At 69.6% G+C, this 18,191-nt stretch carries 19 protein-coding genes and 1 tRNA gene; 9 read left to right on the top strand and 11 right to left on the bottom strand.

The annotated features are described in order from the left end of the window. The 5 genes from AB0K82_RS09800 to AB0K82_RS09780 all read right to left on the bottom strand — a co-directional run bounded on the left by AB0K82_RS09800 (position 1) and on the right by AB0K82_RS09780 (position 3,301). On the bottom strand, positions 1-780 hold the full coding sequence (locus tag AB0K82_RS09800) for an MBL fold metallo-hydrolase (RefSeq protein ID WP_364394845.1): 780 nt from the start codon (positions 778-780) through the stop codon (positions 1-3). Continuing rightward, positions 777-1,637: an NUDIX hydrolase gene (locus tag AB0K82_RS09795; RefSeq protein WP_364394843.1), complete on the bottom strand. Its 861-nt coding sequence runs from the start codon at positions 1,635-1,637 to the stop codon at positions 777-779. Before AB0K82_RS09795 ends, AB0K82_RS09800 begins: the two co-directional genes overlap by 4 nt. Before the next feature lie 78 nt (positions 1,638-1,715). Further along, the gene (locus AB0K82_RS09790; protein ID WP_345366009.1) at positions 1,716-2,177 is read right to left on the bottom strand and encodes a RidA family protein; all 462 of its coding nucleotides are present in this window, start codon (positions 2,175-2,177) and stop codon (positions 1,716-1,718) included. Then, positions 2,174-2,329: a DUF4177 domain-containing protein gene (locus AB0K82_RS09785; RefSeq protein WP_364394841.1), complete on the bottom strand. Its 156-nt coding sequence runs from the start codon at positions 2,327-2,329 to the stop codon at positions 2,174-2,176. The genes AB0K82_RS09790 and AB0K82_RS09785 overlap by 4 nt, the downstream gene beginning before the upstream one ends. 12 nt (positions 2,330-2,341) lie before the next feature. Then, positions 2,342-3,301, bottom strand: coding sequence for a slipin family protein (locus AB0K82_RS09780; protein ID WP_364394839.1), 960 nt, complete (start codon positions 3,299-3,301; stop codon positions 2,342-2,344). A gap of 125 nt (positions 3,302-3,426) precedes the next feature. Between AB0K82_RS09780 and AB0K82_RS09775 the strand changes: the two genes are divergently transcribed. Beyond that, on the top strand, positions 3,427-4,422 hold the full coding sequence (locus tag AB0K82_RS09775; RefSeq protein WP_364394837.1) for an ArsA-related P-loop ATPase: 996 nt from the start codon (positions 3,427-3,429) through the stop codon (positions 4,420-4,422). A gap of 5 nt (positions 4,423-4,427) precedes the next feature. Then, positions 4,428-5,573: an ArsA family ATPase gene (locus AB0K82_RS09770; protein ID WP_364394835.1), complete on the top strand. Its 1,146-nt coding sequence runs from the start codon at positions 4,428-4,430 to the stop codon at positions 5,571-5,573. Positions 5,574-5,778: 205 nt separating this feature from the next. Here AB0K82_RS09770 and AB0K82_RS09765 read toward each other — a convergent pair whose 3' ends face one another. Continuing rightward, positions 5,779-6,087, bottom strand: coding sequence for a WhiB family transcriptional regulator (locus AB0K82_RS09765; protein WP_364394833.1), 309 nt, complete (start codon positions 6,085-6,087; stop codon positions 5,779-5,781). Positions 6,088-6,326: 239 nt separating this feature from the next. Here AB0K82_RS09765 and AB0K82_RS09760 point away from each other — a divergent pair, with 239 nt between their 5' ends. After that, complete coding sequence (locus AB0K82_RS09760; RefSeq protein WP_364394831.1) at positions 6,327-8,612, top strand: transglycosylase domain-containing protein; 2,286 nt, start codon at positions 6,327-6,329, stop codon at positions 8,610-8,612. 97 nt (positions 8,613-8,709) lie between these two features. Here the strand turns inward: AB0K82_RS09760 and AB0K82_RS09755 are convergent, their stop codons facing one another. Next, positions 8,710-9,159 carry a GatB/YqeY domain-containing protein gene (locus tag AB0K82_RS09755; RefSeq protein WP_364394829.1) on the bottom strand — a complete coding sequence of 150 codons (450 nt, stop codon included), beginning with the start codon at positions 9,157-9,159 and terminating at the stop codon, positions 8,710-8,712. Positions 9,160-9,225: 66 nt separating this feature from the next. Here AB0K82_RS09755 and AB0K82_RS09750 point away from each other — a divergent pair, with 66 nt between their 5' ends. Next, a complete protein-coding gene (locus tag AB0K82_RS09750; protein WP_364394827.1) occupies positions 9,226-10,128 on the top strand; it encodes a metallophosphoesterase in 903 nt (300 codons plus the stop codon). Between the two features lie 146 nt (positions 10,129-10,274). Further along, positions 10,275-10,348 (top strand) — tRNA-Pro (locus AB0K82_RS09745). Positions 10,349-10,492: 144 nt separating this feature from the next. Here the strand turns inward: AB0K82_RS09745 and AB0K82_RS09740 are convergent. Then, the gene (locus AB0K82_RS09740; RefSeq protein WP_364394825.1) at positions 10,493-11,737 is read right to left on the bottom strand and encodes a serine hydrolase domain-containing protein; all 1,245 of its coding nucleotides are present in this window, start codon (positions 11,735-11,737) and stop codon (positions 10,493-10,495) included. A gap of 223 nt (positions 11,738-11,960) precedes the next feature. Between AB0K82_RS09740 and AB0K82_RS09735 the strand changes: the two genes are divergently transcribed. After that, positions 11,961-12,446, top strand: coding sequence for a hypothetical protein (locus AB0K82_RS09735; RefSeq protein WP_364394823.1), 486 nt, complete (start codon positions 11,961-11,963; stop codon positions 12,444-12,446). A 145-nt stretch (positions 12,447-12,591) separates the two neighbouring features. On the opposite strand, the gene AB0K82_RS09730 is transcribed toward AB0K82_RS09735, so the two are convergent. Then, positions 12,592-12,819: a hypothetical protein gene (locus AB0K82_RS09730; protein ID WP_364394821.1), complete on the bottom strand. Its 228-nt coding sequence runs from the start codon at positions 12,817-12,819 to the stop codon at positions 12,592-12,594. A gap of 222 nt (positions 12,820-13,041) precedes the next feature. Here AB0K82_RS09730 and AB0K82_RS09725 point away from each other — a divergent pair, with 222 nt between their 5' ends. Further along, a complete protein-coding gene (locus tag AB0K82_RS09725; RefSeq protein WP_364394819.1) occupies positions 13,042-13,812 on the top strand; it encodes a hypothetical protein in 771 nt (256 codons plus the stop codon). A 401-nt stretch (positions 13,813-14,213) separates the two neighbouring features. Here the strand turns inward: AB0K82_RS09725 and AB0K82_RS09720 are convergent, their stop codons facing one another. Beyond that, complete coding sequence (locus AB0K82_RS09720) at positions 14,214-14,978, bottom strand: SDR family NAD(P)-dependent oxidoreductase (protein WP_364394817.1); 765 nt, start codon at positions 14,976-14,978, stop codon at positions 14,214-14,216. Positions 14,979-15,078: 100 nt separating this feature from the next. On the opposite strand from AB0K82_RS09720, the gene AB0K82_RS09715 reads away from it, so the two are divergent. Both AB0K82_RS09715 and AB0K82_RS09710 read left to right on the top strand, forming a co-directional pair. Then, complete coding sequence (locus tag AB0K82_RS09715; protein WP_364394815.1) at positions 15,079-15,945, top strand: helix-turn-helix transcriptional regulator; 867 nt, start codon at positions 15,079-15,081, stop codon at positions 15,943-15,945. Positions 15,946-16,417: 472 nt separating this feature from the next. Continuing rightward, a complete protein-coding gene (locus AB0K82_RS09710; RefSeq protein ID WP_364394813.1) occupies positions 16,418-17,479 on the top strand; it encodes a phosphatidylinositol-specific phospholipase C domain-containing protein in 1,062 nt (353 codons plus the stop codon). A gap of 93 nt (positions 17,480-17,572) precedes the next feature. Here AB0K82_RS09710 and AB0K82_RS09705 read toward each other — a convergent pair whose 3' ends face one another. Beyond that, positions 17,573-18,172, bottom strand: a complete 600-nt coding sequence (locus AB0K82_RS09705; protein WP_364394811.1) for a peroxiredoxin-like family protein — start codon at positions 18,170-18,172, stop codon at positions 17,573-17,575. Between the last annotated feature and the right edge of the window lie 19 nt (positions 18,173-18,191).

Raw genomic sequence — 18,191 nt, 5'->3', positions numbered from 1 at the left:
TCAGCCGACGCCGCGCTCGGCCAGGTAGTCGAGCTGGGCCTGGACGGCCCACTCGGCGGCCGGCCACAGCGAGCGGTCGACGTCGGCGTAGACCCGCTCCACGACGTCCCGGGCCGTCCGCGCGCCGGCCGCGACCGCGGCCTCGACCTGCTGGAGGCGTTCGCGCCGGTGGGCGAGGTAGTGGTCGAGCGCGCCAACCGGATCATCGAGCCGGGGGCCGTGGCCCGGCAGGATCACGCTCGTCCCCTCGGCCATCGCCCGCAGCCGGCCCAGTGAGGCGAGGTAGTCCCCGAGCCGGTCCACCACCGTGGTGCCGTAGCCGAGCACCGTGTCGCCGGTGAGCACGGCCCGGTCGCCCGGCAGCCAGAAGCACAGCGAGTCGTGGGTGTGGCCCGGGGTCTCCATGACCCGCAGCTCCAGGCCGTCCAGCTCCACCACGTCGCCCTCGCCCAGGCCCTCCTCGCCCAGCCGCAGGGCCGGGTCGAGCGCCCGGACGGGGACGGGGTGGGAGTTCCCGGCGGCCAGCTCGGCGAACCGCCGCGCGCCCTCGGCGTGGTCCGGATGGCCGTGCGTGAGGAGGACGAGGGCCACGCGTCCCGCCCGGGCGGCGACCCGGCGCAGGTGCTCCTCGTGTTCCGGCCCCGGATCGACGACGATCGACCGCTCGGCGCCCGGCTCGCGGAGCACCCAGGTGTTCGTACCGTCCAGGGTCATCGGCGAGGGGTTCGGCGCCAGCACGCACCGGGCCCGCTCGGTGCCCATGCCGTCGATGCCGCTCATGGCCGGGCTCCGGGAACGTGGCCGTCGAGCTCCGGTGGCAGGACGAGGTAGACGCCGTCGCCGGTCACGCGTGTCTCGGGCAGCCGGGGCCGTACGTCCCGGTCGGCGGCGAGGACCGCGGCGACCGAGTCGTACGCCGTCAGCTCGGTGAGCGTGACCATGGTCGGCGGCAGCAGCGCCATCTCGCCGCGCCGGGCGGCCTCGACGGCGTCGCGCGGGCGTACCCACGTGACCCGGTCGGACTCGGTGCTGACGTCGCGGGTGCGCTGGCCGGCGGGCAGCGCCGCGACGAAGAACCTGGTGTCGTAGCGGCGTTCCTCGATGACGGGCGTGATCCAGTGCGCCCAGGGGCGCAGCAGGTCGCCGCGCAGGACGAGGCCGCGCTTGTCGAGCAGCGCGGCGAGGGACAGCGAACGGTCCAGCAGCGCCTGCCGGTCCGCCTCCCAGTCGTCGCCGCTGATGTCCCCCGCGATCAGGTCCGCCGTGGGCCCCGCGAGGAGCACGCCCGACTCCTCGAACGTCTCACGGACGGCCGCGCACACCAGCTCGCGGGCGAGGGTCTCCCCGGCGTCGAACGCCGCGCCCCACTCCTGCGGCGACGGCCCGGCCCAGCCCACCGTACGGTCGCCGTCCCGCGCGTCCACCGAACCGCCGGGGAAGACGTACGCGCCCGGTGCGAACGGCATCGACGACACCCGGCGCAGCATGTACACCTCGATGCCGCCGCTCGGGGCGTCGCGGAGCAGGACGACCGTGGAGGCGTCCCGTGGCGCGGCCGGGTTCGCCCGGCCCTCCTCGATGTCGCGGGCGCGCTGGGCGAATTGGTCGGGCAGCCGAAGGCCGGGAACGTCCGCCAACGGGGCCTCCTCGTTCGGGCCGGGACGCCGTCCGGCGGGTGCCGGCGCGGCGTCCCGTAAGGCTCTATCCGCCGAACATTATTCGACTTCGGCGATCAGTTCGACCTCGACGGGCGCGTCCTTCGGCAGCACCGCGACGCCCACCGCGCTGCGGGCGTGCCGGCCCGCGTCGCCGAACACCTCGCCGAGCAGGTCGCTCGCCCCGTTGATCACCTGCGGCTGGCCGTAGAAGTCCGGCGCGCTGGCGACGAAGCCGACGACCTTGACGATGCGCCGCACCCGCGACAGCTCCCCGACCTCGGCCTTCAGGGCGGCGATCGCGTTGAGCGCGGCCGTACGGGCCAGCCCGGCGGCCTCCTCCTCGGTGACCTCCGCGCCGACCTTGCCGGTCGCGAGCAGCTTGCCGTCGGCGATCGGCAGCTGGCCCGACGTGTAGACGAGGTTCCCGGACCGGGCGGTCGGGACGTACGACGCCAGCGGCGCGACGACGTCCGGCAGCTCCAGGCCGAGCTCGCGGACCCTCTCCTCCGGGGTGCTCACTGCTTCTCCCGCTTGAGGTAGGCCACGAGGTTCTCGGGGTTCGGGCCGGGGACGACGGTGACGAGCTCCCACCCGTCCTCGCCCCAGTTATCGAGGATCTGCTTCGTCGCGTGCACGAGCAGTGGAACGGTCGCGTACTCCCACTTCTTCATGGGGGAACGCTACTACCGCTGGGCGGGCGGCTCCTCGTGTCGCGCGGCGATGCCCGGCTGCTTCCCCGTCTCCAGTCCGGGCACGGGCGGCACCTCCTTGGCGGAGTCGATCGACGCCGGCTCGCCGGCCTCGGCCAGCTCCTCCTCGGCCTTGGCGAGGCGCTCGGCGAGGTCGGTCCGGGGCGTGCCCTCACGCGGTGTCTGGTCCCCGCCGGCGGCGCGGTCGAAGAAGCGCAACAGCTCCACGGGGAACGGCATGACGAGCGTGCTGTTCTTCTCGGCGGCGACCTCCACCACCGTCTGCAGCAGCCGGAGCTGGAGGGACGCGGGGTCCTGCGCCATGACCTCGGCCGCGGCGGCGAGGCGCTTGGACGCCTGGAACTCACCGTCAGCGGTGATGATGCGGGCCCGGCGCTCCCGCTCGGCTTCGGCCTGGCGCGCCATCGACCGCTTCATGCCCTCCGGCAGCGAGACGTCCTTGATCTCCACCCGCTCGATCTTGACGCCCCAGGGCGCCTCGGTCATGCCGTCCATGATCTGGCGGAGCTCGGCGTTGATCGACTCGCGGTCGGACAGCAGCTGCTGCATGTCGGCCCGGCCGATGACCGAACGCAGTGACGTCTGCGCCACCTGCGAGATGGCCCAGTTGTAGTTCTGCACGTTGACGATCGCCTTCACCGGGTCGATCACCCGGAAGTAGACGACCGCGTCGACGCGGACGCTGACGTTGTCCTGGGTGATGCCCTCCTGCGCGGGCACGCCCATCGCCACCGTCTGCATGTTGACCTTCGTCATCCGGTCGATCACGGGGAAGATCAGCGTCAGGCCCGGCGGCCGGAAGTGCGACTGCACCTGGCCGAGGCGGAAGACCACGCCGCGTTCGACCTGCTGAACGACCTTGATCGACGACAGGATGATCAGCAGGATCACGAAACCGATGACGCCTAGGAGCACGAATGCCGCTTCAGCCACGGCGCTCACCTTTCTGACGGCCGATTCCCTCATGTCCGACACTAGTCGCCGGATCCCCTGAGGTGGCAGACGTCACCTTGCGGGGGTTGCGAACGCGTCGCCGGACGGACGATAACCTCACAAGAGTGAGCGCGAGAGACACCGACTGGGACGGTGTACGGCTGCACGTCGTCACTGGTAAGGGCGGTACCGGCAAGACCACGGTGGCCGCCTCCCTGGCGCTCGCCCTGGCCGCGGGCGGCCATCAGGTCCTGCTCATCGAGGTGGAGGGCCGGCAGGGGATCGCCCAGCTCTTCGACTGCCCGCCGCTGCCGTACGAAGAGCGCAAGGTCGCGGTGGCGCCGGACGGCGGCGATGTGTACGCGCTCGCCGTCGATCCCGAAGAGGCCATGCTCGAGTACCTCGAGATGTTCTACAACATCAAACGGGCGGGCAAGGCGCTGGGCAAGATGGGCCTGATCGACTTCGCCACCACGATCGCCCCCGGCCTGCGCGACGTGCTGCTCACCGGCAAGGCCAGTGAGGCCGTGCGCCGCCGCGACAAGAGCGGCCGGTTCAGCTACGACGCGGTGGTGATGGACGCCCCGCCGACCGGCCGGATCGGCCGGTTCCTCAACGTCAACGCCGAGGTCGCGGGGCTGGCGAAGGTCGGCCCGATCCGCAACCACGCGGACACCGTCATGCGGGTGATCCGCAGCCCGGAGACCGCGGTGCACTTCGTCACGCTCCTGGAGGAGATGCCGGTCCAGGAGACCCTGGACGGGATCACGGAGCTGCGGGAGGTCGGCCTGCCCGTCGGCGGCCTGATGATCAACATGGTCCGGCCGCCGCTGCTGCCCGCGGACGAGCTGGCCCTGGCCGTCCGCGACGAGCTCGACGTCGAGGCGATCCGCATGGGGATCAAGGCGGCCGGCATCGAGGACCGCACCGCCGAGATCGCCGACGCCCTCGCCGAGGAGGCCGCCGACCACGCGCGGCGCACCGCCCTGCAGGAGCGCGAGAAGGCACGCCTCGCCAACGCGCGCGTCCCGCAGTACGAGCTGCCGCACCTGAGCGACGGCATGGACCTCGCCGGGCTGTACGAGCTGGCCGCCGAGCTGAGGAGGCAGGGAGCAGCGTGACCCCCGTGGCCGAGAGGACCCCGCCGGACTTCTGCGTCGACGACCTGATCGACGACCCCGACACGAAGATCATCGTCTGCTGCGGGTCGGGCGGCGTGGGCAAGACCACGACCGCCGCCGCCGTGGGCGTCCGCGCCGCCGAGCGCGGCCGCGACGTCGTCGTGCTGACCGTCGACCCCGCCCGCCGGCTCGCCCAGGCGCTGGGGCTCACCGAGCTGGACAACACCCCGCGTCTCGTCGAGGGCGTCGACGGCGAACTGCACGCCATGATGCTCGACATGAAGCGCACCTTCGACGAGATCGTCGAGGCGCACGCCGAGCCCGAACGCGCGCAGCAGATCCTGGCCAACCCCTTCTACCAGTCGCTGTCCTCCAGCCTCTCGGGGACGCAGGAGTACATGGCGATGGAGAAGCTGGGCCAACTGCACCGGTCCGGCGCCTGGGACCTCATCGTCGTCGACACGCCGCCGTCCCGGTCGGCGCTGGACTTCCTCGACGCGCCGGAGCGGATGGGCCGGTTCCTCGACGGCCGATTGATCAAAATTCTTATGGCCCCCGCCAAGGCGGGCGGCCGCTTCGGGCTGAAGGTCGTGACCGCCGGCTTCGGCATGTTCACCAGCGCGATCACGAAGGTGCTCGGCGGGCAGTTGCTGAAGGACGTCCAGACGTTCGTGCTGGCCTTCGACACGATGTTCGGCGGGTTCCGGGAGCGGGCGGAGCAGACGTACCGGCTGCTGCAGGCGCCCGGCACGGCGTTCCTCGTCGTCGCGGCCCCGGAGCCGGACGCGCTGCGCGAGGCGTCCTACTTCGTCGAGCGCCTCGCCGAGGAGCGGATGCCGCTGGCCGGCATGGTCCTCAACCGGGTGCACAAGTCCGATGCCTCGCACCTGTCGGCCGTACGCAGCCAGGCCGCCGCGGAGATGCTGGAGGACCGCGGCGCGCACCCCCTCGCCGCCGCGCTGCTGCGCCTGCACGCCGAGCGGATGCACGTGACCGCGCGCGAGGCGCGGCTGTGTGAGAGCTTCACCTCGTCGCACCCGACCGTGCCCAGGGCCACGGTCGCGGCCATGGCCGAGGACGTACACGACCTCGACGGGCTCCGGTGCATCGCGAGGGACCTCGCGGGCGAACCGGAGGAGCCTGCGGCCTGACCGCCGGGCCGCTCTCCTACGCGACGCGGGCGTCGGCGACGCCGACGCGCGCCCGGCACGCCGAAGGAGTCGGCCGCCTGATCGTTCAGGCGCTGCATGAGGGAACCTGGCCGGCCGGGGCGGCCAGGCGATCGACTCGCCGGACCGGTCGGGCGACGTGCCGGTTCGACCGACGACGTGCCGACTCGGTCGGCGATCCGCCGGATCAGCTCGCGACGAGCTCTTCGTCCGGGTCCTGCGACTGCTCGTACCGCTCCTTGGCGGTCTCCAACAGTTCTCGCCACGACGAGACGTCCGGGCGCCGACGAAGCAGCGCACGGCGCTCGCGCTCCGTCATGCCGCCCCAGACACCGAACTCGATGCGGTTGTCGAGAGCGTCGGCGAGACACTCGGTGCGCACTGGGCAGCCGCGGCAGATCAGCTTGGCCCGGTTCTGAGCCGCCCCCTGCACGAACAACGCGTCGGGATCCGCGTTACGGCAGGCGGCGCGGGCGGTCCAATCCGTGATCCACATCTTGGCCCCACTCCCCTTGGGTCGGTTGTCGTTTGCGAGCCCCGGCCGGACGGGCGCGGACGTCAGGCCGCCATACGAAAGCCGTGGGGAGAAACTTACGGAAGAGCGCGCCGCTTCAACAGCCCCCGATGGGTCCATTCTTGAGATAGCCCCTACGGGCCATAGGGAGGCAACGAACTAGTCATCTCCCACGGCAAGGTGTCCCATATGCACCTCTAGTCCCGCGTAACCTATGTCGCGTGACTGATGAGAAGGCAGACCGGGAACCAGCCATCGTCAAGCTGCTACGCCTCCTTGGGGCGGCGCTCGTGGCCGGAGTCCTGATCAGCTTCCTCGCCCTGCCGGCCGTCGGCAGTGCGGGCATGGCGACCCGGAACGCCGCCGACGGCTTCCAGAACCTCCCGGACGACTTCAACATCCAGCCGCCCCCAGAGCGCACCACGGTGTACTCCGCGGACGGCGAGGTGATCGCGACGTTCTACCACCACAACCGCGAGTCGGTACGTCTCGACCAGGTCGCCCCGATCATGCGGCAGGCGGTCGTCGCGATCGAGGACTCGCGCTTCTACCAGCACGGCCCCCTCGACTTCAAGGGTTCCGCCCGCGCGCTGGTCACCAACGCCCAGGAGGGCGGGGTCAAGCAGGGTGGTTCGACGCTCACCCAGCAGTACGTGAAGAACCTGCTGGTCGAGAGCGCGGACACCGACAATGAGGTCGAGGAGGCGAAGGCCCCGACGTTCGGCCGGAAGCTGCGCGAGCTGCGGTACGCCGTCAACGTCGAGAAGCGGCTCTCCAAGGACCAGATCCTGCAGGGCTACCTCAACATCGCCTACTTCGGCGCCGGCGCGTACGGCGTGCAGGCCGCGGCCCAGCGCTACTTCAGCAAGGACGCCACCGAGCTGACCCTGCCGGAGGCGGCACTGCTGGCCGGCATCACCAACAGCCCCAGCTACTACGACCCGACGATCTTCCCGGACCACGCCCGGGAGCGTCGCAACACCGTGCTGTACCGCATGGCCGAGCTGAAAATGATCACCAAGCAGCAGGCCGACCAGGCCGCTGCCCAGCCGATCAAGCTGCACACCAAGGTGCCCAAGACCGACTGCGTCGCCAGCAAGGTGCCGTTCTTCTGCCAGTACGTGAAGAACGAGATCCTTGGCAACCCGGCGTTCGGCAAGACGGAGCACGACCGGGAGAAGCTGCTGTACCGCGGCGGCCTGACGATCCGCACGACGATCGACATGAAGGCGCAGAGGGCCGCGCAGCAGGCGCTCAGCCGTCGCCCCAGCCACAGCCGAACCGCCACCGAGGCCATGGTCAAGCCCGGCACCGGTGAGATCAAGGCCATGGTGGTCAGCCGCACCTACGGCGCGAACGTCAAGAAGGGCGAGACCCAGCTGAACCTCGCCGCCGACTACGCGCACGGCGGCAACCTCGGCTACTCCGCCGGATCGACCTTCAAGATCTTCACGCTCGCGGCCGCCCTCGACAAGGGCATCAGCGCGGGCACCTCCTTCCCGGCGCCCGAGAGCGCCACGGTGTCGGGCTACCGGGACTGCAAGGGGAACGGCTCGGAGCCCTGGCCCGTCCAGAACGCCGAGAAGTCCAAGGGCAAGTCCGCCAACCTGCAGACCGGGACCTGGGAGTCGATCAACACCTTCTACGCCTACCTGGAGAGGGCGGTCGGCATCTGCGACGCCGTCAAGATGGCGCAGAACTTCGGCATGAAGCGCTCGGACGGCAAGCCGCTCCAGCAGAACCCGGCCCAGGTCCTGGGCACCAACGAGATCGACGTCACCCACCTCGCCGCCGCGTACGCCGGGTTCGCCGCACGCGGCCAGTACTGCACGCCGATCGCCATCACCGAGGTGACCGACTCGACCGGCAAGAAGATCAAGGTGCCGAAGTCCAAGTGCACCACGGCCGTCGACGCCGAGATCGCGGACCAGGTCACGAACATCCTGCAGGGCGTCCTCACCAAGGGCACCGCGGCCGGCATGGGCATCCGCCGGCCCGCCGCGGGCAAGACCGGCACCTGTGAGAGCTTCACCTGCGCCGTCTTCGCCGGCTACACCCCCGACCTGGCGGCCGCCGTCTGGTACGGCGACCCGGAGGCGCCCTGGGGGCACCGCAACTACAACGTCTACGGAAAAGACGTCGCCCCGATCTGGCGGGCCTCGATGATGGGCGCGCTGCGCGGGACGAAGGCCTCGTCATTCCACACGCCGGTGAAGGACTTCGGCACGCTCGACCAGAAGCAGATCCCCAACGTCCAGGGCATGCCGGTGCAGCAGGCCAAGAAGCAGATCGAGAACGCCGGGTTCAGCGTGCAGATCTCGCCGCGCGCGGTCGACTCGAGCCAGCCGGCGAACACCGTCGTCTACACCTCGCCGAGCGGCGGCAGCCAGGTCGACCAGGACACCACCGTCATGCTGTTCGTGAGCAACGGCAGCGGCGCGGGGGTCGCCGACAAGAAGGGCAAGCGGGGCGGTAAGAAGCACGGCGGCTGGCCGTTCGGCAACTGACCACCGAACCGTGAAAGGTCCCGCGCACGAACCGTGCGCGGGACCTTTCCGTTGTGCGGGACCTTCCCTGCCGGGCTCCCGTCGTGCGGAGCGCCGGTCAGCCCGCGAGCTGGCGCTTGACCTCTCCCGAGACCCGCTTGCCGTCGGCCCGGCCGGCGACCTTCGGCGTGACCGCCTTCATCACCTGGCCCATCGCGCGCGGCCCCTCGGCGCCGATCTCCGCGATCGTCGCGGCGACCAGCTCGGTCAGCTCCGCGTCGGACAGCTGGGCCGGAAGGTAGTCCGCCAGGACCACTCCCTCGGCCCGCTCCGCCTCCGCCTGCTGCGTACGGCCCGCGTCGGCGAACGCGTCCGCCGCCTCACGGCGCTTCTTGGCCTCCCGCTGCAGCACCTTGACGACCTCGTCGTCGGAGAGCTCGCGCGCCCGCTCGCCCGCGACCTCCTCGTTGGTGACGGCCGTCAGCACCATGCGGAGGGTACGGGTGCGCACCTCGTCGCGTGCCTTCATCGCGGCCGACAGATCGGCCTGCAGCTTCTCCTTCAACATACGGACAATCTTGCCCTGCGTACGGGCTTGGACGCCCGGCAATAATCGGTGCGTCGTTCTGGCACGATGGTGAGCGTGCGAAAGAGATACGCGGTCCCCCTGGGCGTCCTCGGCACCGGGGTCGCCGGAATCGGTTACGCGTCGGTCATCGAGCGGAACTGGTTCCGCCTCCGCCGCTACGACGTGCCGATCCTCTCACCCGGCCAACGGCCGATCAAGATTCTGCACATCTCCGACACGCACCTGACGCCGGGCCGCCGCCGGCTGATCAAGTGGGTGAGCGCGCTCGACTCCCTCGAGCCCGACCTGGTCGTCAACACCGGCGACTCGATCTCGCACCGCGACGCCATCGGCCCGTTCCTCGACCTGCTCGGACCGCTGCTGGACCGGCCGGGCGTGTTCGTGTACGGCTCGAACGACATGTACTCCCCGGTTCCGAAGAACCCCGCCCGCTACCTCTGGCGGACCAGCCAGAAGGACTACGGCAAGAGGCGCACCGTCCCCGACCTGCCGTACCGCGAGCTCGGCTCCGCCATGACCGCCGCCGGCTGGCTCGACCTCAACAACGCGACCGGCACGATCAAGGTGGGCGACACCGAGATCTGGCTCGGCGGCATCAACGACTCCCACATCCGCAAGGACCGGTACGACGAGATCGCCGGCCCCGCCAAGGGCCCGCTCAGCATCGGCGTGATGCACTCGCCCGAGCCGCGCAACCTCGACCGCTTCGCCGCCGACGGCTACCAGTTGCTGCTGGCCGGCCACACGCACGGCGGCCAGCTCTGCGTCCCGCTGTACGGCGCCCTGGTAACCAACTGCGGCATCGAGCGCGCCCGGGTGAAGGGCCTGCACCGGCACGGCGACGCCTGGCTGCACGTCTCCGCCGGCCTCGGGACCTCCCCGTACGCCCCGGTCCGCTTCTGCTGCCCCCCAGAGGCATCGCTGCTGACGCTGGTCCCGGCGAGGTGAAGCGAGCCTTGATCACTGGCACCCACTGCGCCCTACGGTCAGCGTCCGCCAGTGATCAGAGGCCGAGTCGGTAACCATGGCGCGGGCAGGGCCAAAAGTCCGCTAGACTCGTCGAGGCGCAGGCGTTGAAGACGACCTGCAGCCACCGGGGTGTAGCGCAGCTTGGCAGCGCGCTTCGTTCGGGACGAAGAGGTCGTGGGTTCAAATCCCGCCACCCCGACCCAGATGAAGGGCCACTTCCGATCATCGGAAGTGGCCCTTTCTCATGCCGTACAGCGCTCAAGTACGGCAACGCGTACGAATCGAGCTGTTCGCCGAGGCTCTTGAGCGCCTTGAGCGCCTTGAGCGTCTTCTCGTCGGTGGCTCAGCCACCACCACCCGGCCCCCCGCCGGCCGGAGCCCCGGTGATGGCCTGCCTCTCCTGCCCGATCATCTCCTGCAGCGGCACGCCGTCGCAGTTGCCGAGGATGACGCCGACCCAGCCGGTGTACGGGTAGATGTCCCAGTTGGCGCTGACACCGGGGTTGCCACCGGCGCGCTGGTACATCCACTGGCCGTTGACGATGGAGACCGGAATCCCGTACGCGCCGAACGACTGGGGCCCGTGGGGGATCTTGGCGGCGGTGAGCACATCGGCCCAGGGCCGGTCCAGCAGCGTGCCGTCGCCCAGCGCGCGTGCGAACCGGACCAGATCCGGCGCGGTGGCGAACCCACCGTCCCCGGGAGCATCGATGAAGGCGCGGCCCGGATTCTTGCCGAGAACGGTCGGGCCCGGGCTGCTCTTGTCCAGGTTGCGGACGGCGTCCACCACGCTGCCGTCGGCCAGCGTCATGTACGGGTGGGCGATGTGCTTGTCGGTGAGCCACTGCGGCCTGGTGTAGAACCCCGAGCCGGTCATGCCGCAGCGCCCGAAGATGTTCTCCTGCACGTAGTCCCAGTACGTCTTGCCGGTCACGGCCTCCACGATCAGCGCGGAAATGGTGACCTCCGCCTCCGCGTGGGCGGTGTCGGGAACGCCTGGGACGCCCACCGGTTTCGCCTGCCGGGCCCGCTGCTCGTAGTACTCGTGCACCTCATCCCGGCTCTGGAAGACGCGTTGCACGTCCTCGTCCGGGCTGTCCAGCCCGGAGGTGCCGGACAACAGGTGGTGGACGGTCACCTGTTCGGCGATCTCCTTGGCGAAGCCGTCCAGATGGGTGCCCACCGTGTCCGACAGCTTCAGCTTGCCCTGCTGCGCCAGCTGCAAGATGGCCACCGCGTGAAACGGCTTGCCCGCCGAACTGAGGCTGAACGCGGTGCCCTCCTGGTTGGCGATCCCCTTCTCCTTGTCGGCCATGCCGTAGCTGCGGGACAGCACCGTCCGGCCCCTGCGCGACAACAGCACCACGCCGGAGAACTTCCCGTCGGCGGCCAGCTTCGCCACATACCGGTCATAGGCTCCGCCGGGCAGGGTGTCCGGCGGGATCTGGTCGGCCTCGGTCAGGGCCGGGGCGGCGTGGCCGGGCTGGGCGCCCACCAGCGACGCGCCGGCCACCACGCCGGCCGCCGCCAACCCGCCCCACCCGAGCAGCCGCCGCCGGCCGACACCACCCGCGGAATCCGGGTTCATGATCACAGTCCTTTCCCGATGGAGGAGCCGACCATTGATGCGCTGTGGTCCATGCCCCCACTGAAGACGGGAGACCGTTGCGGTGGCGTATGCGATTTTCGATACGTCCGCGATACACGTTTCACCGATGCGTTCCGCCTCGCCGCGTGGTCTACATCTCGGGAACGTCCCCCCTTCCGCGCCTGCGGGAGGCCGAGATGAGCTGACAAGGAGCGTGCACCCCGTGGACCAGGAGAACATGAGCGCCGCCCTGACCGTCGCCGTGCCCGCCGCCAGGGTGTTCGCGGTGCTGGCGGACCCGACGACCCATTCCGCGATCGACGGCACCGGCTGGGTGCGGGAGGCCGTCGACCGGGCGCCGCTGACCGAGGTGGGGCAGATCTTCCGGATGGACATGTATCACGCCAACCATCCAGACGGTGACTACCGGATGGCCAACAAGGTCCAGGTGCTCGACCCGGCGCGCGCCATCGGCTGGCTGCCGGGGCAGGAGAAGGGCGACGGCCGGCTGGAGTTCGGCGGCTGGAGCTGGCGTTACGACCTGGTGCCGCTCGGTCCGTCCGAGACCGAGGTCACGCTCACCTACGACTGGTCGGCGGTGCCGCAGTTCATCCGGGAGTACCTCCAGTTCCCGCCGTTCGGCCCTGAGCACCTCACCAACTCGCTGCACCACCTGGCCGAACTCGCCGCACATACGTCCCGGGCCTGAACGCCCGATGGCTCAGCCCGAAGTACCCACAGGGCCGCCCGCGCTGAGGCGGCACGAACCTCTGCCTGATCCGCGCTGATCGGAGCAGGTGATCCAACGTCCCGGCGGGGTGGCGGCACGAGCCACCACCCCGCCGGGACACTCCTCACAGGCCGAGTTCGACCACGTGCGCCGGAATGCCGTGGCTGATCAACGCCGCCAAAGGGGTGGCGAGGTCGCGAGGCGAGAACAGGTCGGGGCCGCGATATTCGGCGATCTCCTGCGGCGGCCACCATCGAAACCCGCTGATGTTCTCGTCGGCGAGTTCACCGTCGGACAAGGTGCCGTGCGGACGGAACGCCTCAGCGCGGACGAGGAAGTAGTCGTTGACCACGCCGTCGTAGCCCGGCGCGTGGTCGGCACCCTTCTCCCGTCAAGCGACAGAGAAGCAGCCCTTATTCTCATTTACGTGCGACCCTTATTATGATTTGCACTTTTTGGACACGCATGCCATCTGAACCTCGATCAATGATCTGTCGGGGTTTCTACGGATGTGTCACTCGACTGATGATTCGTAACGTGAATGACCGTTCGTTCGCCCGTTACGGAGGTCGATGTGAACACCGAACCGAAGATGGCAGTAGGCCGCGTAACCAGTGCCGCCGTCATCGCGATTTCATCGGCCGGGCTGGTCGTCTCCGCCCTCGCGGGGACCGGCCGAGCCCAAACGGTCACCCAAGGCAAGAAGGTCACGTTCTTCTCCGCCCGGCCCATGCCGCTCAACACGCTCACCCCGACGGGCGCGCTCCCGCAGGTAGCCAGGCAGCAGCTCAAGGGGACGCTCAAGGTCCGGACCAACACCCCGAGCGGATACCACCTCCGACGCGGGAACCGCCGGACGGATTACACCTATGCGTCCGCCTACGTCTGGGCCATCGAGGCGTCTTGCGGTTCCAACGGCTGCAAGCCGATCCAGCAGGTACGCCTACAACTGATCGAATCCCTCCAGGGCACCACGTCCAAGCGGTGGACCAACACGATGTGGTCAGCGCCCTGGTCCGGGCCGTCCTACTTCGTGCTCCGCTACTACTACCAGTGCGGCGTCAACATCAAGGGTGCTCGCGACAAGACGTGCAGCACGTGGAAGCACGATGGCGCTGACGGATCGTCCAGCGGGGGCGCCTACAACGGATACAAGATCAACCGGACCTTCGGCTCAACGAATAATGTCACCAAGTTCCCCATGGTCGACTTCATGGTGACCTTCAAGGACGGATCCCACGCCATCGGCGATGACGGCCACGCAGGAGAGAAGTTCCGGGGCTGGGACGCCTGTGTGAAAGCACGCTCGACTAAGCTCTGCAAGACGACCGGAAACGGCGGCTAGGTAGGTAGGGACTCCATCGAGAGGCGGCCGGATGCCTGAGCGCCATGAGCAGGACGAGAAGTTGACCTTCTTCTCCCACGCCCCGCTACCTGTGGGGCAGTCAGTCCCCGCCGCCTCTCTCCCGCCCGCCGCCAGGCGGGCCCCACGCCCCCCCGTCGAGCCCCTGCCAACGCCGCAGCCTCCGAGGCCGGGCCACGGCACCGTCTTCATCACCTTCGATGAGAACGGTGAGCGGAGGGCCTCCTGGCACGACGAGGACAGGTTCGCTGAATCACCGGATACCGGCGAGGCAGCCATTGAATGGGCCAGACAGCAACCGGCCGCGGACTTCCTGATCCTGGACAGGCGCGTTCAGGACTACGTCACGTGGACGGATCGATAGATCCGCGAGGTCGGTCCGGCTATTTCCCGTGCGGGTCGGAGGCGTTGAGGGTCGCGACGACCTGGTCGTAGTCGCCGCGGGCCTCGCCGTACCGGAGGAGCTTCACCCGCTCGACCTGGATCTCCTTGGCGTCGGGCCGGGTCTCGAGCAGTTCCATGACCTCCGCCACGAACTCGTCGAGCGGCATCGCGAACTCGCTCTCCTCCTGGCCGGGCAGCAGCGAGGTGCGGACGGCGGGCGGCTCGAGCTCGACGATCTTCACGCTGGTGTCGGCGAGCTGCAGCCGGATCGACTCGCTGAGCATGTGGATCGCGGCCTTCGACGCGTTGTAGCTCGGGGTGACCTTGAGCGGCGTGAACGCGAGACCCGAGGAGACGGTGACGATCGTGGCGTCCGGCTGCGCCTGCAGGTGCTCGATGAACGCGGCGATCAGCCGGATCGGGCCGAGCACGTTGGTCGTCACGATGGACTCGGCCGAGGCCAGGAAGGACTCGGGGCGGTGCCAGTCCTCGACGCGCATGATGCCCGCCATCGCGATGAGGACGTTGAGGTCCGGGTGCTTGGCCAGCACCTGCTTCGCGGCGGCCTCGATGCTCGCCGCGTCCGCCGTGTCGATCTGAACGGTGTCGATGCCGGGGTGCTCGGTGGCGATCTGTTCGAGCAGCTCGGTACGGCGGCCGCCGACGATGACGGTGTTGCCCTTGGCCTGGAGTTCGAGGGCGAGGGCGAGACCGATGCCGCTGGTGGAGCCGGGGATGAAGACGGTGTTTCCGGTGATGTCCATGTCTCAAGACTTGCCCACCGGCCGCCGTGGGTGCAGAGAGCGGTCATCGGGGGATCGGCGATCCCTGGCTGGCACAGGGCGCCGCCCGAATAATGGACGCATGGATCGTGCAGCACTGGCGGACTTCCTGCGTCGCCGCCGCGACGCACTGCGACCCGAGGACGTCGGGCTCCCGGAGGGTGCGCGCCGCCGGGCCCCCGGCCTCCGGCGGGAGGAGGTCGCGGCCCTCGCCGTGATGTCGACCGACTATTACACGCGGCTCGAGCAGCAGCGCGGTCCGCAGCCGAGCGAGCAGATGCTCGGGTCGCTCGCCCGGGCGCTGCGGTTGACCGGTGACGAGCGGGACTACCTGTTCCAGGTGGCCGGGCACAACCCGCCGGCTCCGATGTCGGCCGCGGCGCACGTCGCGCCCGCGCTGCTCCGCGTGCTGGACCGCCTCGCCGACACCCCCGCGCTCATCCTGTCCAACCTGGGCGAGACCCTCGTGCAGAACCGGATGGCCGAGGCGCTGTTCGGCGACAGGTCGGGCTACACGGGCCTGGCCCGCAGCGAGACCTACCGCTGGTTCACCGATCCCGGGGAGCGGCTGCGCTATCCCGAGGACGACCGTGACCGGCAGAGTCGCGCCCAGGTCGCGAACCTGCGCGTGGCGTACGGGTCGATGGGCCCGAACTCGCCGGCGGGCGAGCTCGTACGGGCGCTGCAGAAGGCGAGCCCGGAGTTCGCCGGGCTGTGGGAACGGCACGAGGTGGCCAAGCGCTTCGAGGACCACAAGACGCTCGTGCATCCCGAACTCGGCCCGATCGAGGTGGACTGCCAGGTGCTGTTCACCGAGGACCAGTCGCAGGCGCTGCTCGTGCTCACCGCCGCGCCGAACACCGAGGACCACGAGAAGCTGCGGCTGCTCGGGGTGCTGGGACACCAGCGTTTCGCCGAGCCCGAGGACAGCCGGTCCGGGCGCGCATAAAGGACCTACAGGGCGATTTCCCTTCGCCGGCATTGTCCGGGTCAGGTCGTGGGGGTCGCCGTCCAAGAGCCTTTCAGCTCCTGTAGGGGCTCATCGCCCCTTCCGGCCTCTCAGCCCTTCCTCGCGAATCCCGTCCGGGCGATTCGTGTGGTCGAGCTCCCTCGCACGTCCCGTAGGCCACCTCCCAGACTGCCCCGGCGCACCTACTTCTCTCAAGGGACCAAAGTCCCTGGTCATGGGGACCATGGCCCCTCCATCGTGACCGCGACCGTCTCCCCGCTGCCCACTACTGGCCGCGCATCCCCGTGTCAATCAGTAAGCATAGCCCGAGATCAAAGCCTCTCTTCGGCGGACTCTGCGCTTGACAGAAATAAATTCATATCAGCGACGAGATTTCGCTTTATTCGTAGCCGTGAACGGGGTGAATATTCCCCCGTACGCTCTTCATTCCGGTACGGATCTGGGAGGCGGGATGTGGGTCGGCCTTCGGAGGTGCGTCGCGGTCGCCGCGGCGGCCGTGCTGACGGGAGCGCTGGGAGTGGGCGGGTCGGTGCTGTCCGCGCGGACCGCTCGCGCGGACGTGTCGCTGGCGCAGACGACGGTGGTCGGCGTGCACAACGCCTACAACCCCGCCGCGTATCCGTACCTGGCGAAGGCCCTCGACGCGGGCGCGTCGATGGTCGAGCTCGACGCCTGGGACGACGTCTTCACCCATGAATGGAAGGTCAGCCACGATTCACTGACCAGCAACAAGAACAACTGCGTCGACGCGTCGAGCCCGTCCGACATCTACTCGGGCAGCGCGAACAAGGACCTCGGGTCGTGCCTCGACGACATCAAGTACTGGCTGGCCGCGCACCCCGGAAAGGGCCCGATCCAGGTCAAGGTCGAGCTCAAGGCCGGCTTCCAGAACAACTACGGCATGGGACCGGCGGCGTTCGACTCCTATGTCAACGCCCACGTCGGGAGCGTGCTGTACCGGCCCGCCGACCTCTTGGGCGGCCACGCGAGTCTCGACGAGGCCGCCAGGGCGAACGCCTGGCCGAGCCGCGCCGCGCTCGCGGGCAGGCTCATCATGTACGTCATCCCGGGCACGGTCGAGCTGAACAACCCGACCGACACGCTGCACACCGACGTCGAGTACGCCACCTACCTGAAGAATCTCCGCGCGGCGGGCACGACGGCGACCGCCACGACGTTCCCCGCGGTCCTCGGTGCCGCCTCCGGCGATCCGCGCACGCAGTACGCCGACACCTCGATCCGGCCGTGGTTCGTCGTCTTCGACGGCGACGCCGCCACGTACGTGGGCGGCGTCGACACGGCCTGGTACGACGCGAACCACTACCTCCTGACCATGACCGACGCGCACAACGTGGCGCCAGCGCTCGACCAGTACGCCCCGCCGGTGTCCGACGCGCAGGCACGGGTGGCCCGGCTGGCCGCAGCGCACGCGAGCGTCGTCTCCTGTGACTGGTACGGCCTGCAGAGTGTCCTGTCCCTGACGCTGAACCGCGGCGCCGCGTCGGCGAGTTGACCTCGCCGGGGCGGATCAGGCGGGGGGCACCAGTTCCAGGCGTACCTTCGTCTCCGCCCGGCGGCCGTTGCGCGAGTCAGAATCGGGCCGTGCTCACCGCCGCCGCTCGGTGAGTTCGGGCGCCTGGGAGGCCAGGGCGAGCAGTTCGTCGACGGACCACTGGTCGTAGGCGTGGTCGCCGTACTTGCAGGCCAGGATGGTGCCGTCCGCGGCGATCAGGAAGTCGGCCGGCAGGCCGAAGCGCCCGCCGTGCGGGGTCGCCGCGGGGGCGCGTTCCCGGCCGCGCACGATCCCCCAGGCGTTGCGCAGGACCGCGCGGCCGATCGTGCCCCAGACCCGCGGGTTCAGGAGCGCCCGTTTCGCCGATTCGACGCCGAACTCGACGTACAGCCGCTTGTCCGGATCGGCGATGACGGCGAACGGCAGGTCCGGCGTGTACTCGCGCAGTTCGTCGGCCGGCGAGTGGAAGAGGACGACCTCGCGGATGCCGGCCGCCTCGATCTCGGCGTGCCGGCGGACGATCGATCGCAGGTGGAGGTTGCAGACCGGGCAGCCCGCGAAGCGGCGGAACTGCACGTGGACGAGGTGGCCCGGCTGCGGGAGGCGGATCGCGGGGCCGGTGACGGGAGTGAGTTCGCGGTCCCGGATGACGTCACCGGGGTGGAGCCGGTGAGAAGCGTCGGGTTCGGTCATCGGGTCACCCTTCAGGTAG

The sequence above is a fragment of the Actinoallomurus sp. NPDC052274 genome (assembly GCF_040679475.1).
Lineage (GTDB): Bacteria > Actinomycetota > Actinomycetes > Streptosporangiales > Streptosporangiaceae > Actinoallomurus > Actinoallomurus liliacearum.
Note: the sequence above shows the minus strand (reverse complement) of the source record. Positions and strands in the feature narration are given on the sequence as shown.